Genomic DNA, 20001 nt, shown 5'->3' on the forward strand with positions numbered 1-20001 from the left:
TGCCAGCGGCTTTGGTGGGTCACAGCGCCTCCAGCGCCGCGCGCGACGGGGCCAAGGGCAGCCAGTCGGGGATGCGACGCTTGGCAAACCAGTAAGGCCGCCACAGCGACACCCAGCTTTCGCGATCGAGCGGCGCTGTTCCCCAGCTTCGCCGCTTGATCACGACCTGCGACAGATCGTGCTTGTGCAGCCATTGACGCGCCGCCCACCATAACTCGCGCGAGGCCTCGCTATTGCCGGGCCCCTTGAGCTGGACAATGTTTGGCAGCGGGTCGCGATAGCGACGGGCGATCTGCAACGTCGCGACGCGTTCGCCGTCCTTCCGTACACTCCAAACCCGGGTTTGATCATGCGCGAGGCCGTCGCCATAGGTCCGGAGGCAGTTCCGCATGGCCTTTGCCTCTTCAGTGATTGCGAACATCGAATCCAGCGGCAGGAATTCGTAACCCGCCATCCGGCCCGCCCGCAGCCACATATCGGCGATGGGCTGGCGCCCGAGATTTGCATGCAGGGCCACCGCGGTTTGCCAATCACCCGCGGCCGAACCCGCGGCATCGATCCGCATGTCCGGCGTCCACCGTCGTTCGATCAGGTCATGCCCAGATGTCGCGGGCTCCGCGGAGAACCAGGCCCAAAGAGCGATGCGCCGCAACCGTGCGAGCGGTACCTGCCGTGGATCGCGGACGTATTCGCGGGCGATCCATGCCGCCAGCGGCTCATGCGCGAGCTCGGCGGCCTCGGCGACGAGCTGAAGCCATGTCGGCGCGAGCTTGGGAGAACGCGGAAGATGGTTCGCGATCTGTCGGCGGAAGAGCTCGCCGTCAGGCAGGTGCGGGATGGGGCGCACGAATGATTCCGGCGGTAACTTGCGCAGCCACATCGGCAGATTGGCCAACGCCGCGATTTGCGCGAGTGCGGCGCCGTCGATCACGGCTGCAACAGCGCACGCGGGATCGAGCCGGTTCCGCTGAACTGCCAGCGCGAACAGAAGCGCGGGAAAGCTCGCCGCGAGGTCGGCAAGGCGCGCGTGACGCTGGGCGAACGCGCGCACCGCTCCCTGGACGTGCGGATGATATCGCCGAAGCCTGCGTTCGAGCAGGTCGGAGCGCCCGGCCACCTGACAGGGGGCCGGCAGAAGATGGGATGTCATGCCAATAGGTTCTCAATCGCGGCGCCGATGGCCACGGCAGATGAGAGTTGATATGGGACTTTATGGTTCACCCGGGACATGGGTCCCGGGGAAGCGCGTCAAATATCGCGCGGCGAACCCGGGAAGCGTGCTGTCGTCGACATGGTCGCCTCCAAAAATGAAAATACGTGCATCCAATAGCTTGGCCTTGGCCAGGATGCAACCCGGGACTGCATCCTGCCTGCGCGATCTCCGCAACGGCGTGCAGCAATCTGCATACTGTGTCGGCTTCAGTGGTGGTGGTGGTTCATCAAAAAATCTGCCTTGATGCGCATCGGGACGGTGCGCGATGCGGCCGGTCGCCGCCTCCGAAGCTGCTGCTGGGCCTTTGGGGGCTTTGGAAATAGCTTGGCGGAGTGGCGATATGAGCGGTTTGGTGATCTCGGGCGGCCGGGTGGTGGATCCTGCGAGCGGGATGGATGCCATCGGCGACGTGGCCGTGGTGGACGGCAAGATCGCTGCAGTCGGCGCCTCGCTTGGCAGTGCCGAGCGGGTGATCGATGCGACCGGCCTCGTGGTCGCGCCCGGCTTCATCGATCTGCATGCGCATGGCCAGTCGATCCCGGCCGACCGCATGCAGGCGTTCGACGGCGTGACGACGACGCTCGATCTCGAGGCCGGCGTGCTGCCGGTCGGCTCCTGGTACGAGCGCCAGGCGAGGAAGGGCCGCGTGCTGAATTATGGTGCCGCCACCAACTGGGCCTTTGCGCGCATCGGTGCGATGACCGGCTCCAACGCAGAGAGCTCGCTGGAGGCGTTCGGCAATGCCATGCGCGACCGCCGCTGGATGGATAATGTCGCGAGCGATGCCGAGGTTTCAGGCATCCTCGATCGCCTCGCGCGCGGCCTCAACGAGGGCGGCATCGGCATCGGAATCTTGAACGCCTATGCTCCGGGCGCCGGCGTGCAGGAGTTGACTGCGGTGTGCCAGCTTGCCGCCAAGCAGAACGTGCCGACCTTCACCCACGTCGCCTACATGTCGCGCATCGACCCCGAGAGCGCGGCGGAGGCCTATATCCGCCTGATCGGCTATGCCGGCGCGACGGGCGCGCACATGCACATCTGCCATTTCAATTCATCGAGCAAGACCGACATCGAGCGCTGCCGCGTGCTGATCGAGAAGGCGCAAGCGCAAGGGCTCCCCATCACGGTCGAGGCTTATCCTTACGGCACCGGATCGACTGTGCTGGCGGCCGCCTTCTTCAGCGATCCGCAATTCGTCGAGCGCAACGGCACCGGCTATGACTCGGTGCAGCGCGTGACCGACGGCTACCGCTTCCACGACCGTGAGGAGCTCTTGAAGGCGCAAGCCGAAGAGCCATCCTCATTGGTGCTCTGGCATATCCTCGACACCGAGCACAATGCGCATCATCGCGACCTCCTCGACATGTCGGTGCTCTATCCCGGCGGCGCGATCGCCTCCGATGCGATGCCGTGGACGACGTCGGACGGCAAGACCTACACCGGTGATGCCTGGCCGCTGCCTGATGACGCCACCTCGCATCCGCGCTCGGCCGGCTGCTTCACGAAGTTCATCCGCGAATGGGTGCGCGAGCGCAAGACCGTGTCGCTGCTCGAAGGCGTGCGCAAATGCGCGCTGATCCCCGCAGAAATCCTGTCGCAGAGCACGCCCGCCATGCGCGCCAAGGGCCGCCTCGCCAAGGATGCCGACGCCGACATCGTCGTGTTCGACTACGAGAAGCTGTCGGACCGCGCGACCTTCACGGCGATGAACCGTCCGTCGGAAGGCGTGCGGCATCTCGTTGTCAGCGGTCAGCCGTTGATCACCGACGGCGTGCTGGATGGGGCGGCGCGGCCCGGAAAGCCCGTCCGCCGACCCGTCGTCGCGAGCTGATCCATGCCGGTCCCCATTCTCCTGGTGACGGGTTTTTTGGGGGCGGGCAAGACCACGGTCGTCAATCATCTGCTGGCTCACGCGGACGGACGGCGCATTGCCGCTGTCGTCAACGATTTCGGAGCGATCAACATCGATGCGGAGTTGATCGCGGGCGCAAGCGACGGCGTGGTCAGCCTTGCCAACGGCTGCATCTGCTGCTCGCTCGAAGGCGATCTGATCCGCACGCTCTCGACCTTGCTGCGGCGTGATCCCAAGCCGGAGTACATCGTCATCGAGACCAGCGGCGTCGCCGATCCCGGCGACATCGTCCGCAATTTGATGGATCCCGTGATCCTGCGCGAGGCGCCGCTCGAAACTGTGCTGTGTGTGATGGACGCGGCAACGCCGACGGCGGCGCTGGATGACGCGCTTCAGCGCTCGCAGCTGCGCGTCGCCGATATCGTGGCGTTGAGCAAGCTGGATCTGGCGGGCGAAGGCGCCGGCGTGCGGATGCGCGAGGCTATCCGCGCGCAGCGCGTGCCCGCATTGGTGGTCGATGCAAAGCACGGCGAGATTCCGTCCGCCTTGCTGTTTCCCGCCAGCGATCGTGCAGCCGTATCGCGCGAGCCAGGGCCGAAACGTCCGGCCGAAGAGCGCTTCGAGACGCTGAGCTGGACCTCCGACCGGCCACTCTCGCTGCCGCGCCTGCAGCAGGCGATCGGCAAGCTGGCGCCGAAGCTGGCGCGCGCCAAAGGCCTGTTCGAGACGGTCGAGCAGCCCGGCCGCCAGATGGTGTTCCAGTTCGCAGGCGGCCGCGCGACGCTCGCGCCAGGCGATGCGCCCGCGCCAGGCGTGCCCCGCGCGCGGATCGTCTTCATCGCCGAACTCGGTGTGCTCTCCAAGACCGAGCTCGACGCGCTCATGGACGGCTGTGTTGCTTCGCCTTGACGCAAGGCGATAGAGTCGATCGTGTCCATTGTCAGCCGCCGCCTGTCTTGCGGTGCCGATCCGAGGCCATCATGCTCCCGAAGAACTCATCCTCCCCCGCCGACACCGCTTTACGTCGCGCTGCCAAGCCGGTCATCGTCTATCCGGCAGGGTCGATGCCCGGGCCTGACATGGCCACGCTCGAATCCGCGCGGCAGACGATGGTCAAGACACACGAGCTGATCGTGCCGCCACGCGATGCCCGAGCCTTTCGCGCGGCGCGCGGGCAGTTTGTCCGCATCGTCAGCATCGACGGCCCTCAGGTCGGCGATCTCAATCTCTGGAACGCGCACGATCTCGCCGAGCGTTTCTTCAGCGGCAAGACGCGGGCGCTCCATGGCACGCATGTCGGCCTCGGTAACAGGCTCTGGAGCACGATGCCTTACCTGCGGCCGATCGCGACCATCAGTCATGATACGCTTGGTTGGTACGGTTTCGACGCTGACGGCGCCGGCATTCACGATGTCATCGGCACACGCTGCGATCCCTACACCAATCTCCTGCTCAACGGCACGGCTTACGATTTCTGCTGCCACTCCAACCTGTCGCGCGCGCTTGCCGCCGAATTGAAGGTCGATCCCGCCGCGGTCGAGCATCATGTCCACGATGTGCTCAACGTCTTCATGTGCACGGGCTTCACGCGGGACACGCATCAATATTTCATGAAGGCAAGTCCGGTCCGCCCCGGCGACTTCATCGAGTTCTTCGCGGAGATCGACCTGCTCGGAGCGTTGTCGGCCTGTCCCGGCGGGGACTGCAGCGCAAGCCATTCCAGCGATGCCGCGGCGTGCTATCCGCTCAAGATCGAGATCTTCGAGCCGGACCGGGCGACACTGAAGGACTGGTCCTGGCCGACGCCGAGCGCGTATCATCGTCACCACGGCGTGCCCGCAGGAGGCTGAGTCCTAATCCTCCACCGGTAATCCATCCCCGTGCGCATACCATTCCGCACGCGAGGCCCACTGCACATGCCGGTCGGGTGTCACGCCCAGCGGCTCGTCGAACGCGCCGGCATGAATGATTGTCTCGCGCCCGCTGCGCGTCAGATGCGGCATCGGGCTGCCGCAGGTCTTGCAGAACGCGGTGGCAAAGCTGCGCGCGTTAGGCAAATCGAAGCGCGCGACGGATGCTTCACCGCGCAGCCAGCGTAGCGCGGTCGCCTCGACGATCACCTCGCATGAATGCGCTGTACCGGTTGCCTTGCGGCAGCGCGAGCAATGGCAATTGAGGAAGCGATCGAACGGAGCTTCGACCTCGAACGCAACCGCGCCGCACAAGCAGCTTCCCCGGAATGCCGTCATGTCACGCCTCCTTCCGCTATTCTCAAGAAGGTGACAGGTCCTCAGCGGTCACTCAAATTGAGTGATGCCGTGTCCGACCGACCAGTTCTCTGCGGGCGCGTCGAGCACATTGACGAACACATCTGCGGGGCGGATGCCGGGATTGTCGCCGAGCAGGTCCACGATCCGGCGGTAGAGCGCCTTCTTCTGCTCAGCGGTGCGCGAGGCGAACACGGTGATCTGGACCAGTACGGCGTCGTCGCTACGCTCGACGCCGTAGGCGTTGCCGCAGCGGAAATTTGCGGGCGATAGCTCGCTGATGGTCATGAACTCGTCGCCTTCGGGCACGTTCAGCGCCTCGCGCATGGCGCGATAGAGGCCGTCGAGGATTGCCTGCCGGTAAGCATCCGGCTTTCCGGCGCGCATCGAGATGTGGAGCAGAGGCATCGGCTGGTCCCTTTGCATGCGGAGCCGACCGGCCGGGCGCATGCAAGCGCCGGTCGTTCGGACCCATTGGCGAAAACGGGCTATCAATCCCGACTGGTTTTTGACACGATGTCCAGAAATCACATTCTTGACGTCGTGTCAAATATTGAGGAGTGTCAATTGAGGCCGCGCGAATTCGATCATGACGACATCCTGCGCATCGCGTTCGACCAGTTCTGGCGCAAGGGCGTGCGCGGCGCCTCGTTGTCGGACATCGCGCGCGATGCCGGCGTTCAGCGCGGCAGTCTCTATAACGCTTTCGGAAGCAAGGAGGCGCTATTCCTTCAGGCCTATGCGCGTTACGCCGGCGATTACCTGCTCGACCTGCAAAAGGCGCTTGGCACCGGCTCGTTGCGCAAGCGCCTCACGGCGTTCTTCGACCTCACCATCACCAATTTCCGCTCCGGCTCGCCGCCACGCGGCTGTCCGACCACGCGCGGGTTGATGGAGCTTGGCGCGGCCGAAGGCGAAGGTCTCGACGAGGATGCACGGAAGGCCTTTGCGAACTTGATATCGCGCATCACCGCGCTGGTTCAGGAGGCAATGTCGGCGGGTGCCGGGCGCGGCGAGTTCAGCGGCGACCCCGCCGCCTCGGCGCTGCACATCATCACGGTGACGCGCGGCCTCGCCGTGCTCGAGCGCGCCTTCGATGACGAACCCCAGTTGCGCAAGATCGCCGCCCACACGATCGACCTCGTGCTCGGCAAGGGCGGCCGCTAGGCGTCAACAGACTGCAAGCGCGCCGACCGCTCGCCTGGCCGCACTTTCCTGCTCGATCGCAGGGATGCTCGCTACGCATTGGCGAGGCCCAAGGTGCACTCATACCGAAATCAGGTCGGTCCCGTTGTCCGACTCGCAGGCGATGCCGAAGATCCCATGTCGGGAACCCGAATGCTTAAAGCTTTGCTAAGGGAGAGCAGGATAATCTGGCATATCTGCCCCGCCAAATCTTGCGAGCACCGATGATTTTCTCCCGCATCAGTTTCAAGCTGGTCCTCATTGTTGGCATCAGTCTTGTCGGCATGATCGCGCTGGCGCCGATCGCGCTGTCGACCTTGCGCAGCCAGATGATCGCCGACCGCCAGGCCAAGACGCAGCACATGGTCGATGTCGGCTACGGCATCCTGGCGCACTACCAGAAGCTCGAGAGCGACGGAAAACTCACGCGCGAACAGGCCCAGGCCGGCGCCATGGCGGAGATCAAGAGCCTCCGCTACGACAAGGTCGAGTATTTCTGGATCAACGACATGACCCCGAAGATGATCATGCATCCGATCAAGCCCGAGCTTGACGGCAAGGATCTCGCGGCAATGAAGGATCCGTCCGGCAACGCGCTGTTCCTCGGCTTCGTTGACGTCGTCAAGAAACAGGGCGCGGGCTTCTACAGCTATCTTTGGCCCAAGCCGGGCTTCGAGCAGCCGGTCGCGAAGATCTCCTATGTGAAGGGCTTTACGCCGTGGGGCTGGATCATCGGGACCGGGATCTATCTCGACGACGTCGACGCCGTGTTCCGCCAGGATGCGATGACCTTCGGCCTGGTGTGTCTTGCAGTGTTCGTGCTCGTGCTCGGCGCCTCCTTCGTGATCGGCCGCAGCGTGACGCGGCCGCTGGCCAAAATCACTGATCTCACTGAGCGCCTCGCTGCCGGTGACAGCGCTTTCGAGGTGCCCTACACCAACCGCGCTGACGAGGTCGGCGGACTCGCCAAGGCGCTGGCCGTGTTCAAGGACAATGCGTCGGCTGTGGGCCGGATGCACGCCGAGCAGCAGGAGACGAAGCAGCGCGTCGACGACGAGAAGCGCAGGACCATGGCCGATCTCGCCGGCAAGTTCGAGGCGAGCGTCCAGGCCGTCGTCCGCGACGTCTTCAACGAGGCGCGCGCGATGCAGCAGGCCGCGCAAGGCATGTCGGAGACCGCCGATAAGGCGACCGACCGCGCCAGCTTCGTCGCCACCGCCTGCCAGCAGGCCTCGAACAATGTGCAGACGGTGGCGTCCGCCGCCGGACAGCTGTCGGCCTCGATCACCGAGATCAGCCAGCGCGTTGCACAGGCTGCGACGGTCGCCGACAAGGCGGCCGCCGACGGCCAGCGCACCAACGACACCGTGCAGGGGCTCGCTCAGGCCGCCCACAAGATCGGCGAGGTCATCGACCTCATCAACCAGATCGCCTCGCAGACCAATCTGCTTGCGCTTAATGCGACCATTGAAGCCGCGCGCGCCGGCGAGGCCGGCAAGGGCTTTGCGGTGGTCGCGAGCGAAGTGAAGTCGCTGGCGAGCCAGACCGCAAAGGCGACCGACGAGATCGGCGCGCAGATCACCGCGATCCAGGCCGAGACCAACCAGGTCGTCGGCAATATCGAGAGCATCCGGGCCACCATCATGGAGGTCAACGAGATCTCCTCGTCGATCGCAGCCGCGGTCGAGGAGCAGGGTGCCGCGACGCAGGCCATTGCGCACAGCGTGCAGGAAGCGGCCTCCGGCACCGACCAGGTCTCGCAAAACATCTCCGGCGTCACCGATGCGACCGCCGAGACCGGCCAGGCCGCGGGCCGCGTGCTGCAATCGAGCGGCCGGCTGACCGAGAAGCTGCAATCGCTGGAGAACGAGGTCAGTGCCTTCGTTGCCGGCGTGCGGGCGGCCTAGTATGGTTGGGGGATGGCTTCGTCCCCCCACCGCATCCTCCTGATCAATCCGAACAGCAACGCGGCGACCACCGCGATGATGGTCGCGATCGCGAAGTCCGCCGCGGCCGAAGCTTTCGACATCATCGGCGCCACGGCAACGCGCGCGCCGATGATGATCGTCTCCGCGGACGCATTGGAGGCCGCCGCGTCTGAGGTCGAAGAGATCGCGCTCGCCCATCAAGGTTCCTGTGACGGCATCATCGTCTCGGCGTTCGGCGATCCCGGCCTCGCGGCAATCAAGGCGGAGATGAAATTGCCGGCGGTCGGCATCGGCGAGTCCTCGATGCTGGTAGCGGCCGAAGGTGGCCGCCGCTTCGGCGTCGCCACCACGACGCCGCTGCTGAAGGCGAAGATCGACGCGCTGGCCGACGCGCTGGGATTGCGCTCGCATTACACCGGCTGCCGCTTTGCCGGCCGTGATCCGCAAGAGTTGATGCGCGATCCCCCACGATTGCGCACGGCGCTGGCGGGCGCGGTCGATGCCTGCATCGAGCATGATCGCGCCGAGGCGGTTATCATCGGCGGCGGCCCGCTGGGTGAAGCTGCGCGCGACCTGCAGCCGATGTTTGCCGTGCCTGTCATTGCGCCGGTCCCGTCTGCCGTGGCGCGGATGATGCGGCTGATCAATACGTAGTTTTTCCGCGTCGCGGCATCGGCCGTGACGTGGAGAACTGTTTTCCTTGACATGACCTCTGCCGTGCTCGACCTGTAACGATGTCGATGGGCGGCCCGCGCATGCCCGGCGAACAAGAAAAGCAACACGGGACAACGTCATGAGTGCAGGCCTCAACGAAAAGGATTACCTCGCCACCTTGCACGGGCTGTGGGAGAAGGCGTGGCCCAAGGGCCTGCCGCGCTCGCCCAACTATCTGCACGGCGAAGTCCCCTTGACGGAATATCTGCGCGCCTGGGCCAAGCAAAGCCCCGATCGTCCCGCGGTGATCTTCTACGGTCACGTCACCACCTACGCTGATCTCGACCGGCAGAGCGACCGCTTTGCGGCGCTGCTGCAGGCGAAGGGCGTGCGTAAGGGCGATCGCGTCGCCGTCTTCCTGCCGAACTGTCCGCAATTCCACATCGTGTTCTTCGGCATCCTGAAGCTCGGTGCGGTCCATGTTCCCGTGAGCCCGCTGTCGCGTGCGTTCGAGCTCTCCTATGAGCTGAACGACACCAAGGCCGAAGTGATCGTGGCGCTCGACCAGCTCATTCCTGTCGTCGAGCAGGTGAGGGGCGAGGTGAGCCTGCGCGAGATCATCGTCACCAGCTTTGCCGATGTCGTGCCCGTCACGCCCACCTTTCCGACGCCGGATTCGATCCGCACGCCGCGCATTGCGGTTGCAGGCGCGACCGATCTTCTGCCTGCGCTTGCCGCGCTTCCCGCACCCCTGCCGCTGCCGCCGCCCGGCCTCGATGAGGTCGCCGCGCTCAACTACACCGGCGGCACCACCGGCATGCCCAAGGGCTGCGTCCATACCCACCGCGACATGGTCTATACGGCCGCCGCCAATTACGGCATCTCGCTGCTGTCGGACGAGAGCAGCACCTTCCTGTCGTTCTTTCCGGAGTTCTGGATTGCCGGCGAAAATCTCGGTTTGATCTTCCCGCTGTTTTCAGGCGCGACGCTGGTGCTGCTGGCGCGCTGGGATGCCGTCGGCGCGATGGCCGCGATCGACAAGTACAAGGTGACGATCACGGCGATGCCTGTCGACGGCGCGGTCGAGTTGATGGACCATCCGCGCTGGAGCGAGTTCGATCTGTCGTCGCTGCAACAGGTCCGCGTGGTCTCCTTCGTCAAGAAGCTCAACGCCGACTATCGCAAACGCTGGAAGGACCTCACGGGCACCATCCTCATGGAGGCGGCCTGGGGCATGACGGAGACCCACACCTCCAACACGTTCACATCAGGTTTCCAGGACGACGATTTCGATCTCAACAATCAGCCGATCTTCGTCGGGCTGCCGGTTCCCGGCGCCGAGTTCAAGATCACCGATTTCGAGACCGGCGCGCTGCTGCCGCTCGGTGCGGAAGGCGAGATCCGCGTGCGCACGCCCTCGCTGCTCAAGAGCTACTGGAACAAGCGGGAGGCGACTGCGGAGTCGCTGATCGACGGCTGGCTGCGCACCGGCGACATCGGCGTCATCGACAAGGACGGCTTTCTGCACTTCCTCGGCCGCCGCAAGGAGATGCTGAAGGTCAAGGGCATGAGCGTGTTTCCGCCGGAGATCGAGGCACTGCTCGGCCAGCATCCGAAGGTGCTGGGCTCCGGAGGCCGTCGGCACCGTCTCCGGCGAAGATATTCGCGCCTGGTGCGCCGAGCGAATGGCCGTCTACAAGGTGCCGGAGGTGCGCATCATCGACGCGCTGCCGTTGACCGCAACGGGCAAGGTGAAGAAGCAGGACCTCAACCCGAACCAGCCTGCTGCAGCCTGAGTGAGAGAGACGATGTCGTTCAAGAAACTCCTGATCGCCAATCGCGGTGAGATCGCCATCCGCATCGCGCGCGCCGCGGCCGACGCCGGCATCGCCACGGTCGCGATCCATCCCCCTGAAGATGCGCTCTCCCTGCATGTGCGCGTCGCCGACGAGGCGATCGAAATCCCCGGTCGCGGCGCACGGGCCTATCTCGATATCGAGGCCGTGGTGAAGGCGGCGAAAGGCGCGGGTTGCGATGCGGTCCATCCCGGCTACGGCTTCCTCAGCGAGAACGCGGCGTTCGCGAAAGCCTGCGCCGATGCGGGCATTGTCTTCGTCGGGCCGAAGCCGGCCGCGCTGGAACTGTTCGGCGACAAGGTGGCTGCACGGCAATTGGCAAAGCGTTGCGGCGTGCCCATCATCGCCGGCACCAGCGGGCCGTCGTCGCTGGAGGAGATCACCGCGTTCTTCACCTCGCTCGGCAGCAATGCGGCGATCGTCATCAAGGCGATGGCGGGCGGCGGTGGCCGCGGCATGCGCGTTGTGGAGAATGCTTCCGATCTTGCGGAGGCCTATGCGCGCTGCCAGTCCGAAGCCAAGGCGGCGTTCGGCTTCGATGGCGTCTATGCCGAGCGGCTGATCCGTCAGGCGCGCCATATCGAGGTGCAGATCATCGGCGACCGTCATGCTGCGATCTCGCATCTCTGGGAGCGGGAATGCACCATCCAGCGCCGGCATCAGAAGCTGATCGAGGTGGCGCCGAGCCCGTCGCTCAGCGACGGCTTGCGCGGCCGTATCATCGAGGCGGCGAAGCAGTTGGCGGCGGCCGCGTCGTACGACAATCTCGGCACCTTCGAATTCCTCATCGACGGCACCGCCGAAGACAGTTTTGCCTTCATCGAGGCCAATCCGCGGCTTCAGGTCGAGCACACCGTGACGGAAGAGGTGCTCGGCCTCGACCTCGTCCGTGCCCAGCTTGCGATTGCCGCTGGCAGCTCATTGGCTTCGCTGGGCCTCTTGCAAAGCGGGATTCCCAAGCCGCGCGGCTACGCCATGCAGCTCCGTGTCAACATGGAGACGCTGGACGAAACGGGGGCGACGCATCCGACCGGCGGCGTGCTCGCCGTGTTCGAGCCCCCGTCGGGCCCCGGCGTCCGCGTCGACAGTTTTGGCTATGCCGGCTACAAGACCAGCGCGGCCTTTGACTCGCTGCTCGCAAAAGTCATCGTGCATACGCCGGGCGAGGCCTGGCACGACGTGGTCGCAAAAGCCTCGCGCGCCCTGCGCGAGTTCCGGATCGACGGCGTCGTCACCAACATCGCCTTTCTGCAGGCGGTGCTGGCACATCCCGACTTCAAAACCAACCGCATCGCGACCGATTTCATCGATCGCAATATCGCCAAGCTGGTCGAGGCGGCGGACGGCGCGGCCAAGCCACTCTATTTTGCGGCGGCCGAGCGTGGCGGCGCGCAAGCCGCCGAGGCGCAGGTCGCGCAAGCGGTTCCTGAAGGTGCCGTGATGGTCGCGGCGCCCTTGCAGGGCACCATCGTCACCATTCAGGTCAAAGAGGGCGAGATCGTGCGCCCTGGCCAACAGCTCGCCGTGATCGAGTCCATGAAGATGGAGCATCTTGTCATGGCCGAGCAGGGCGGCCGGGTCATGAAGCTCGCCGCGGACGACGGCGTCACGCTGCTTCATGGCGAGCCGATCATGTATCTCGAGCCGCTCGATGTCGCGGCCGATCATTCGGCGGCGGAAGCCGATATCGATCTCGATCATATCCGCCCTGATCTTGCCGAGTTGATCGCCCGCCAGGCGAATACGCTCGACGAAAACCGCCCGGCTTCGGTCGAGCGCCGCCGCAACACCAACCAGCGCACCGCGCGCGAGAACGTCGCACAGCTCGTCGACGACGGCTCGTTCATGGAATACGGCAGCCTCGCCATCGCGGCGCAGCGGCGCAGGCGCAAGCTCGACGATCTCATCAAGAACACGCCGGCCGACGGCCTCGTCATGGGCGTTGCCACCGTGAACGCCGAAAAATTCAGCCCCGAGGCCGCGCGCTGCATCGTCGTGGCCTACGACTACACCGTGCTCGCGGGCACGCAGGGGCACATGAACCACAAGAAGATCGATCGCATGCTGACCCTTGCGGAAGACTGGCGCGTGCCGCTGGTGTTTTACGCCGAAGGCGGCGGCGGCCGGCCCGGTGACACCGACCGGCTCGGCATGACCGGGCTCGACGGCCCGTCCTTCGTGCAGTTCGCAAGGCTCTCCGGCCTCGTGCCAGTCATCGGCGTCGTCTCCGGCTATTGCTTCGCCGGCAACGCCGCGATGCTCGGCTGCTGCGACGTCATCATCGCCACCAGGAATGCCTCGATCGGCATGGGCGGCCCCGCCATGATCGAGGGCGGCGGCCTTGGCGTCTATCATCCGGCCGAGGTCGGCCCAGTCTCGTTCCAGTCGCCGAACGGCGTGATCGATATCCTGGTCGAGGACGAGGAGGAGGCGACCTCGGTTGCGCAGAAATACCTCTCTTACTTCCAGGGCGCAGTGAAGGATTGGGAGGCTGCCGATCAACGCCTGCTCCGGCGCGCCATCCCCGAGAATCGCCTGCGCGTCTACGACATCCGCAACGTAATCGATCTTGTCGCCGACAAGGACAGCGTGCTGGAGCTGCGCCGCGACTACGGCGTCGGCATGATCACCGCGCTGATCCGCATCGAGGGCAAGCCGTTCGGCCTGATCGCCAACAATCCGCGCCATCTCGGCGGCGCCATCGATGCCGATGCGGGCGACAAGGCCGCGCGGTTCCTCCAGCTCTGCGATGCCTTCGATCTGCCTGTTGTCTCGCTCTGCGACACGCCCGGCTTCATGGTTGGGCCGGAAGCGGAGAAGACCGCGATCGTCCGCCACGTCTCGCGCATGTTCGTCACAGGCGCAAGCCTCACCGTGCCGCTGTTCGGCATCGTGCTGCGCAAGGGCTACGGACTTGGCGCGCAGTCGATGATCGGCGGCGGCTTCCATGCCTCGTTCTTCACCGCGGCCTGGCCGACCGGCGAGTTCGGCGGCATGGGCCTGGAAGGCTATGTCCGCCTCGGCTTCCGCAAGGAGATGGAGGCGATCGCCGACCCCGAGGAGCGTGAGACTTATTACCGCAACAAGGTCGCCGAGCTCTACGCCAACGGCAAGGCGGTCTCGATCGCCTCGGTGTTCGAGATCGACAACGTCATCGATCCCGCCGAGACGCGGCGATGGATCATGGCGGGGCTTCGGTCGGTGCCGAAGCCGCCCGTGCGGACGGAGAAGAAACGGCCATGCATCGATACGTGGTGAGGGCAGTGCAGCAATAGCCTGCGTCCCGGTTCCCGATTGACATCCCCGCCTGTGGTGCCAGACTTTGCATCATAATACAGGGTGGAGACGTCTGCGATGGCCAGCCTTTCGGCCTCGAACCATGTCGCCCGTGTCTTGTCCGTGGCCAATCATGCGGCCGACGTCGACGCATCGTCGCGCATCGAGAACTCCTGGCGGCGCTGCCTGATCAGCCACAGGCTCGATCCCGCCCGTCAGGGCCCGCCGCAGACGCTCACCGAAGCCGAGATCCGCCACGTCGCCGAGCCGATGGAAGAGACCATCCGGCAGCTAACGCCCGAGCTCGACGATCTCGCCCGCGTACTGCGCGACGCCGGCTATTGCGTCAATCTGGCCGACGCCAACGCGACCATGCTGTTCAGCCGCCTGCCTGGAGAGGCCGACGCGCGGATGTTCATGGACTGGAAGATCTACACCGGTTCGAACTTTGCCGAGACCTTCGAGGGCACCAATGGTCTCGGGACCTGCCTTGCCGAGCAGAAGCCGATCCTGGTGCATCGCGACGAGCATTTTCGTGCGCAGTGGCACATGTTCTCCTGCGCGGTGGCGCCGTTGTTCGACCAGGCCGGGCGTCTCGCCGGCGCTGTGAACATTACCTCGTGCCGCGAGGATCTCGAACGCGCCGCGCATCAGCTCGCGCTCGCGGTGACCATGGAGGCGACGCGGCGGATGGAGGGGGCGATCTTCCGCGATCACTTCCGCAACGCCTGGATCGCGACCGTGCCCGGCGATGGCGGCAGCGGCCTGCTCGCCTATGACGAGGATCGTCGCATCGTCGGCGCCTGCCGCTCCGCCCGCGCACTGCTCGGCCTCACCGACGGCTTGATCGCCTCGGGCATCGACCTGTCGCGCTACATCAAGCTCGATCATGCGCGTAACGTCGACGAGGTCGTCGAGCTGCGCCGCGCCGACGGCCGTCCGCTGGGTCAGAGCCATGTCTCCCCGCCGCTGCGCGCAAAACCCTCTCCGCTCGGGCAAGATGCGTCCGTCGATCGCTTCGACGCGCTGCATCGGCTCGCCGGTCGCGATCCCGGCCTCATCAGAAGCGTGAAGCGCCTCCGGAGCATCGGCGATCACAATCTGCCGGTGCTGCTGCACGGCGAGACCGGCGTCGGCAAGGATGTGTTCGCGCGCGCCATCCACGCGGCCAGCAACCGCGCGCGCAACAATTACGTCGCGCTGAATTGCGCGGCGATGCCGGAGAGCCTGATCGACGCCGAGCTGTTCGGCTACGAGGCCGGGGCGTTCACCGGCGCGCGGCGCGATGGCTCGAAGGGCCTGATCGTGCAGGCGGATGGCGGAACGCTGTTCCTGGATGAGATCGGCGACATGCCGATCGCGCTGCAGACGCGCCTCTTGCGCGTGCTGGAAAATCGCGAGGTCTGGCCGCTCGGAGCGCTGAAGCCGGTGCCGGTGGATATCCGCCTGATCAGCGCAACCCATCGCGATCTCGGCCGCATGGCGGAGGAGGGGGCCTTCCGCGCCGATCTCTATTTCCGCCTGCGCGGCATGGAGGTGCGGCTGCCGGCGCTGCGCGAGCGCGCTGACAGGGATGACATCATCGCCCAGATCGCGCGCGAGGAGGCGCCGAACTGCCGCCTCTCGAGCGAAGCCTGGGCGCTGCTCTCGGCCTATCCCTATCCCGGCAACATGCGCCAGCTCCGCCATGTGCTGCGGCTCGCCGGCTGCACGGCGGAGGATGGCGTCATCACCGACGCCGATCTCGATCTGCCACCGTTCGGCGGGAGGGCTGCGGAGACCGATCTCGCAGCTGCCGAGCGCGCGACGATCGTGGAAGCGCTCCGCCAGCACGGTGGCCGCGTGACGGAAGCAGCGCGTGCCCTGAAACTCAGCCGCGCGACGTTGTATCGCAAGATCAAGCAGCTGAAGATCGAGACCGCGCGGTAGCGTTCGATCGCGTACGGCGGACGTTCTTCTCCTCTCCCCCTGTGGGCCTGTCGCGCAATCCATCAATTGTGTGTTTGAGAATGCCGGTGTTGTCCTCTAGCGTGGCACGGCGCTGACGCGGCCTTAATCGAGGCAGTATCGGAATCCCTCGAGCTCCAGCACGATCATGCGCAGATGCCTGCGCTTGGCCTCGATATTGGGCGCGTCACAGTCGACTGTCAGTACTTACGTCTCTTCGTGGCGAGCCTGACACCGGCCGACGATCGATCTTCAGCCCCACTCGCTCCACTCCGCTCCCACGGTGCGGGCGACTGTATTTCCGAAGGGATCGAAGTCTGACAGGATTACAATCCGCGGTTGAAGAGTCGAATAGCAGTCGCGCTGCCCTAACGCATCTGTGACCAGCGGCAGTGAGCCGGTTCACACACAAAAAGCCCAGCGTCGCCTAAATCAACGAATGCATTCTTCGGTCCACGCACGACTGTCGTCGACCGCGAATGATTTTCTGACAGAATATTTGGGTGTGCTGATGAGTATTGATCACGCGGCCGGCTGCAGCGGCCTTTCTACCCTGTTCAATTCCAGACGCGTCAGGTCAAGATGCACAAAAGCGGTAATGTTTTCCGGATGTTTGGTTGTCAACCTCATCTCAATGACCGGCACGGCGTCCGCTCACGTGAAGTGGTTCGTGCCATGCATCGTGTCCGACGATCCGCTGCCGGTTCAGGCAGTATTCACCACCATTTTTTTTCTGTTCTTGGCGCTGTTTCTCGCGATGTTTTATCTCGCCTGCGCGGCAGAGCAGACCACGTTCGGGCTCATGCTCTCAAGATTTCTGAATCACGTGACCGAGCCTCTGCGCCGTCGCGTCGATGACCTCTTGCGAGGGGCCGCGGCGGTGTTCTTCGCTTTGTTGTGGGCTCACGGCGGGCTCATTCTCACCCCGGAACTCGAAGCAAACAGTATCTGGCTCTCGGCCATTCAGTTGCTCATCCCGTTGTTTTTGGCCGCGCGGCCCACACTCCCGGCGGCGGGGGCAGCCATACTGCTGCTCTATGGCTATGGTGCCGCCTGCTATGGTCTGTTTCACATGCTGGACTACCCGGTCTTTCTGGGGCTCGGGGTGTGGTTCGCGCTTTCTGTATCGCACGACGCCAAACTGCTTGCTTTTCGTTCTGATTTCCTGCGGTGGACTGTCGCCCTGTCCTTGTTATGGCCGTCGATGGAGAAATTTGTGTACCCGGCCTGGGTCGCGGCGATCGCGGTAAATCATCCAGAGTTGACCTTGGGTTTCGATGTCTCGACTGTCGTTACCGCCGCCGGGATTGTGGAATTCGGCCTGGCTTTCGCGCTGTTCTGGACACCGTTGGTCCGACGTCTTTCCGCGCTTGCCTTGGTGCTGCTGCTTACCGCCGCAACTCTCGATTTTGGCAAGGTGGACGGCATAGGTCATTTGATGATCGTCGCCATACTTTTCGTGGTGTTCGCGGATCGAGAAGATCGGCCTGTCCAGTATCGTCCCGCGCTCGCTCCGCTAGTTAGCAGTATGGCTTTGCCGGCCACGCTCCTTCTCTACACCGGGGCTCACACGCTCTCTTACGCATCTTTGAGCGCCCCGATCGAGCCGCTCGCGGGCGGCGCGGCATTGCTGCTCCTCATCTTCCTTTGCCTGCGCCGGTTCACGGGACATCCGACCAACCGACGCGATAAGAGCGAACAGGACCCTGTCCGCCAAGTACCGCTCCGCGCAAGCATCCTGGTGGTTTCGCCCGATGCTGCGCCCGAAGTGGCGTTTGGCGGTGTCGCCCTGGCGGCTGTCGTGTTGATTGCGTTGGGCCTGCACGGCCATGAGTTGAAAGTTCCGCCCTCGGGCGCAAGCGTAGCACCTCGGCAGCAGCACTCGACATGAGCACCAGTGGCTAGCCTTTGCCTCTCCCCGCAAGCGGGGAGGGCGCGCACTGCCGATGCCTGCTCACGAAAAATCCGTCCAGCTCAAATGCCTCGAGTCGAGGTCGCCGACCGAAACGGTCTCACGTGTCTCCTGCGGCGTGTGGAAGCTGCTGCGCAGATATACCAGCGGCGTCGCCGTAGCCGAATGCGCGGCGCCCCGCACCTCGCCGACGAAGATCGAATGCGTCTTGGTCTCGAACTCCTGCGCCAGCACACAGTCGAACGCGGCGACGGCGTCCGTTAAAACCGGCGCACCGGTTGCACCCCGCGTCCATTGCCCGAACGCAAAACGGTCGTCGCCGTTGACGCCCTTCTGGCCGCTGAAGGTCAGCGCCAGCAGGGCGTGATCTTCGTGCAGGAAATTGACGGCAAACGCGCCTTCCTCGCGGATGCGGGCATGGGCACTGGCGTTGCGGTTGACGCACACGATCAGCGACGGCGGATTGTCCGACAGTGAGGTCGCCGACGTCACGGTCAGCCCGGTGCGCTTGCCGTGTTCGGCACCAACAGTGACGAGAGCAACTGCGCCTGCGCATTGGCGCATCGCCTGTTTGAAATCCTTTGCGTCGAGAGGTTTGGCGTCGGCCGTCACGCGGAAATCTCCGAAACAGTAGCGGGTGCGACACGTTCGCGCCGCACCCGCCATGCGTCAAGCCGCCTTCTTCGCGGAGCCGAGATGCTTCAAACGCGGCATCACCTCGTTCTTCAGCAGCGCGAGCGAGTGGTGCCAGGCTTCCGGCTTGTGCTTGTAGTCGAAGCCGAACACGCAGAGCACGCCGAAGCCGCCGACCTCGTCGTAGATCTTCTCGATCTTCTCGGCCACGGTCGTGGGCGAGCCGACGATCCAGTTCCGCTTGGCGCAATATTCGACCGTGACGTCGCTATCGGGCACATCAGGTGCGTGCTTCAGATAATCCTTGAAGCCGAAATGGCCGAGCAGGGGCAGGAAGTACTCGCTCATCATCCGGCCCATCATGTCGCCGGTCGAGAGCTTCCAGGCCTCCTCGTCGGTGTCGGCCACGAACACCTCGCGCACCAGGCGCCAGTCCTGCCGGTTCGGTTTGCGCCCAGTCTTGGCCGCACCGATCTCGACCGAGTCCCAATGGCTGCCGACATAGGCCGGGTTGAGATTGAGGCTCATCGGAATGAAGCCGCGCTCGCCTGCAAGCTTGAGCGTGTCAGAGTTCTTCGACAGCCCGGCAACGCCGATCGGCGGATGCGGCGCCTGCAGCGGCTTGATGTGCGGCTTGAGGAAGTCGAACATCGTGTCCGGCTTGGTCACCGTCCAGAACTTGCCCTTGTAGGTCCAGGGCGCCGGATCGCTCCACATCTTCAAGATGATCTCCAGCGCCTCGCGGGTCATGTCGCGGTTCTGGCCGCTCATGCCGTCGACGTTGAACATCGCCCAGTCGCTCGGCAGGCCCGAAGCCGCCACGCCGAAATTGAGCCGGCCCTCGGAGAGATGATCCAGCATCGCGACGCGGTTGGCGAGCTCGGCCGGATGGTGATAGGGCAGCAGGAAGCCGCCCGGTCCGATGCGCAGGCGCTTGGTCTGCATCAGGGCCTGCGCGATCAAGAGGTCCGGCGTGGGATTGGGTTCCCAGGGCGCGGTGTGGTGCTCGCCGATCCAGGCTTCCTGATAGCCGAGCTCGTCGAGCCAGCGCAGGACCTGCAGGTCCCAGTCATGTCCTTCCTTCAGGCCGCACTCCGGCGGATGCGAAGGCATCGTGAAATAGCCGATCTCCATGGGTTTCCTCATCTGATGTTGACGCGTCTTGCTGCGCGTTCGCTGGCTTGAACAGGAACAGCTTCAGCAAGCGGTGTGCCAGCGTGGGATGCGCCCGACCCACGCGAGAAAACGCTGGTTTAGGGCGGCAATTGTCGATATTCC

General features: G+C 64.7%; 14 protein-coding genes and 1 pseudogene. 10 read left to right on the forward strand and 5 right to left on the reverse strand.

Annotated elements, in window-relative coordinates; genetic code table 11:
- Nucleotides 1–19: 19 nt before the first annotated feature.
- Nucleotides 20–1117: a PcfJ domain-containing protein gene (locus L6639_RS33945; protein ID WP_237865967.1), complete on the reverse strand. Its 1098-nt coding sequence runs from the start codon at nucleotides 1115–1117 to the stop codon at nucleotides 20–22.
- Between the two features lie 436 nt (nucleotides 1118–1553).
- Here L6639_RS33945 and L6639_RS33950 point away from each other — a divergent pair, with 436 nt between their 5' ends.
- From L6639_RS33950 to L6639_RS33960, 3 genes are all read left to right on the forward strand, one after another.
- Nucleotides 1554–3044: an amidohydrolase family protein gene (locus L6639_RS33950; RefSeq protein WP_237865968.1), complete on the forward strand. Its 1491-nt coding sequence runs from the start codon at nucleotides 1554–1556 to the stop codon at nucleotides 3042–3044.
- 3 nt (nucleotides 3045–3047) lie between these two features.
- Nucleotides 3048–3974, forward strand: a complete 927-nt coding sequence (locus L6639_RS33955; RefSeq protein ID WP_237865969.1) for a CobW family GTP-binding protein — start codon at nucleotides 3048–3050, stop codon at nucleotides 3972–3974.
- Between the two features lie 71 nt (nucleotides 3975–4045).
- Nucleotides 4046–4915 (forward strand): urea carboxylase-associated family protein, encoded by an 870-nt coding sequence (locus tag L6639_RS33960; protein WP_237865970.1) that lies wholly within the window; start codon nucleotides 4046–4048, stop codon nucleotides 4913–4915.
- A 3-nt stretch (nucleotides 4916–4918) separates the two neighbouring features.
- Here L6639_RS33960 and L6639_RS33965 read toward each other — a convergent pair whose 3' ends face one another.
- Together L6639_RS33965 and L6639_RS33970 are read right to left on the reverse strand one after the other, a co-directional pair.
- The gene (locus L6639_RS33965; RefSeq protein ID WP_237865971.1) at nucleotides 4919–5314 is read right to left on the reverse strand and encodes a GFA family protein; all 396 of its coding nucleotides are present in this window, start codon (nucleotides 5312–5314) and stop codon (nucleotides 4919–4921) included.
- 48 nt (nucleotides 5315–5362) lie between these two features.
- Nucleotides 5363–5740 carry a tautomerase family protein gene (locus L6639_RS33970; protein ID WP_237865972.1) on the reverse strand — a complete coding sequence of 126 codons (378 nt, stop codon included), beginning with the start codon at nucleotides 5738–5740 and terminating at the stop codon, nucleotides 5363–5365.
- A gap of 159 nt (nucleotides 5741–5899) precedes the next feature.
- Here L6639_RS33970 and L6639_RS33975 point away from each other — a divergent pair, with 159 nt between their 5' ends.
- The 7 genes and pseudogenes from L6639_RS33975 to L6639_RS34005 all read left to right on the forward strand — a co-directional run bounded on the left by L6639_RS33975 (nucleotide 5900) and on the right by L6639_RS34005 (nucleotide 18069).
- A complete protein-coding gene (locus tag L6639_RS33975) occupies nucleotides 5900–6499 on the forward strand; it encodes a TetR/AcrR family transcriptional regulator (protein WP_237865973.1) in 600 nt (199 codons plus the stop codon).
- Nucleotides 6500–6741: 242 nt separating this feature from the next.
- Nucleotides 6742–8424, forward strand: coding sequence for a methyl-accepting chemotaxis protein (locus tag L6639_RS33980; protein WP_237865974.1), 1683 nt, complete (start codon nucleotides 6742–6744; stop codon nucleotides 8422–8424).
- 12 nt (nucleotides 8425–8436) lie between these two features.
- Nucleotides 8437–9099: an aspartate/glutamate racemase family protein gene (locus L6639_RS33985; RefSeq protein WP_237865975.1), complete on the forward strand. Its 663-nt coding sequence runs from the start codon at nucleotides 8437–8439 to the stop codon at nucleotides 9097–9099.
- 139 nt (nucleotides 9100–9238) lie between these two features.
- Nucleotides 9239–10895 (forward strand): annotated as a pseudogene (locus L6639_RS33990) (AMP-binding protein).
- 12 nt (nucleotides 10896–10907) lie between these two features.
- Nucleotides 10908–14213: an acetyl-CoA carboxylase family protein gene (locus L6639_RS33995; RefSeq protein ID WP_237865976.1), complete on the forward strand. Its 3306-nt coding sequence runs from the start codon at nucleotides 10908–10910 to the stop codon at nucleotides 14211–14213.
- Between the two features lie 96 nt (nucleotides 14214–14309).
- Nucleotides 14310–16160 (forward strand): sigma-54-dependent Fis family transcriptional regulator, encoded by a 1851-nt coding sequence (locus tag L6639_RS34000; RefSeq protein ID WP_237865977.1) that lies wholly within the window; start codon nucleotides 14310–14312, stop codon nucleotides 16158–16160.
- A gap of 457 nt (nucleotides 16161–16617) precedes the next feature.
- Entirely contained in the window at nucleotides 16618–18069 is a 1452-nt protein-coding gene (locus tag L6639_RS34005) for a hypothetical protein (protein ID WP_237865978.1), read from the forward strand.
- A 63-nt stretch (nucleotides 18070–18132) separates the two neighbouring features.
- Here the strand turns inward: L6639_RS34005 and L6639_RS34010 are convergent, their stop codons facing one another.
- Both L6639_RS34010 and L6639_RS34015 read right to left on the reverse strand, forming a co-directional pair.
- On the reverse strand, nucleotides 18133–18702 hold the full coding sequence (locus L6639_RS34010) for a flavin reductase family protein (protein ID WP_237865979.1): 570 nt from the start codon (nucleotides 18700–18702) through the stop codon (nucleotides 18133–18135).
- A 57-nt stretch (nucleotides 18703–18759) separates the two neighbouring features.
- Nucleotides 18760–19857, reverse strand: a complete 1098-nt coding sequence (locus L6639_RS34015) for an LLM class flavin-dependent oxidoreductase (protein ID WP_237865980.1) — start codon at nucleotides 19855–19857, stop codon at nucleotides 18760–18762.
- Between the last annotated feature and the right edge of the window lie 144 nt (nucleotides 19858–20001).

Source organism: Bradyrhizobium zhengyangense, from assembly GCF_022012555.1.
Lineage (GTDB): Bacteria > Pseudomonadota > Alphaproteobacteria > Rhizobiales > Xanthobacteraceae > Bradyrhizobium > Bradyrhizobium zhengyangense.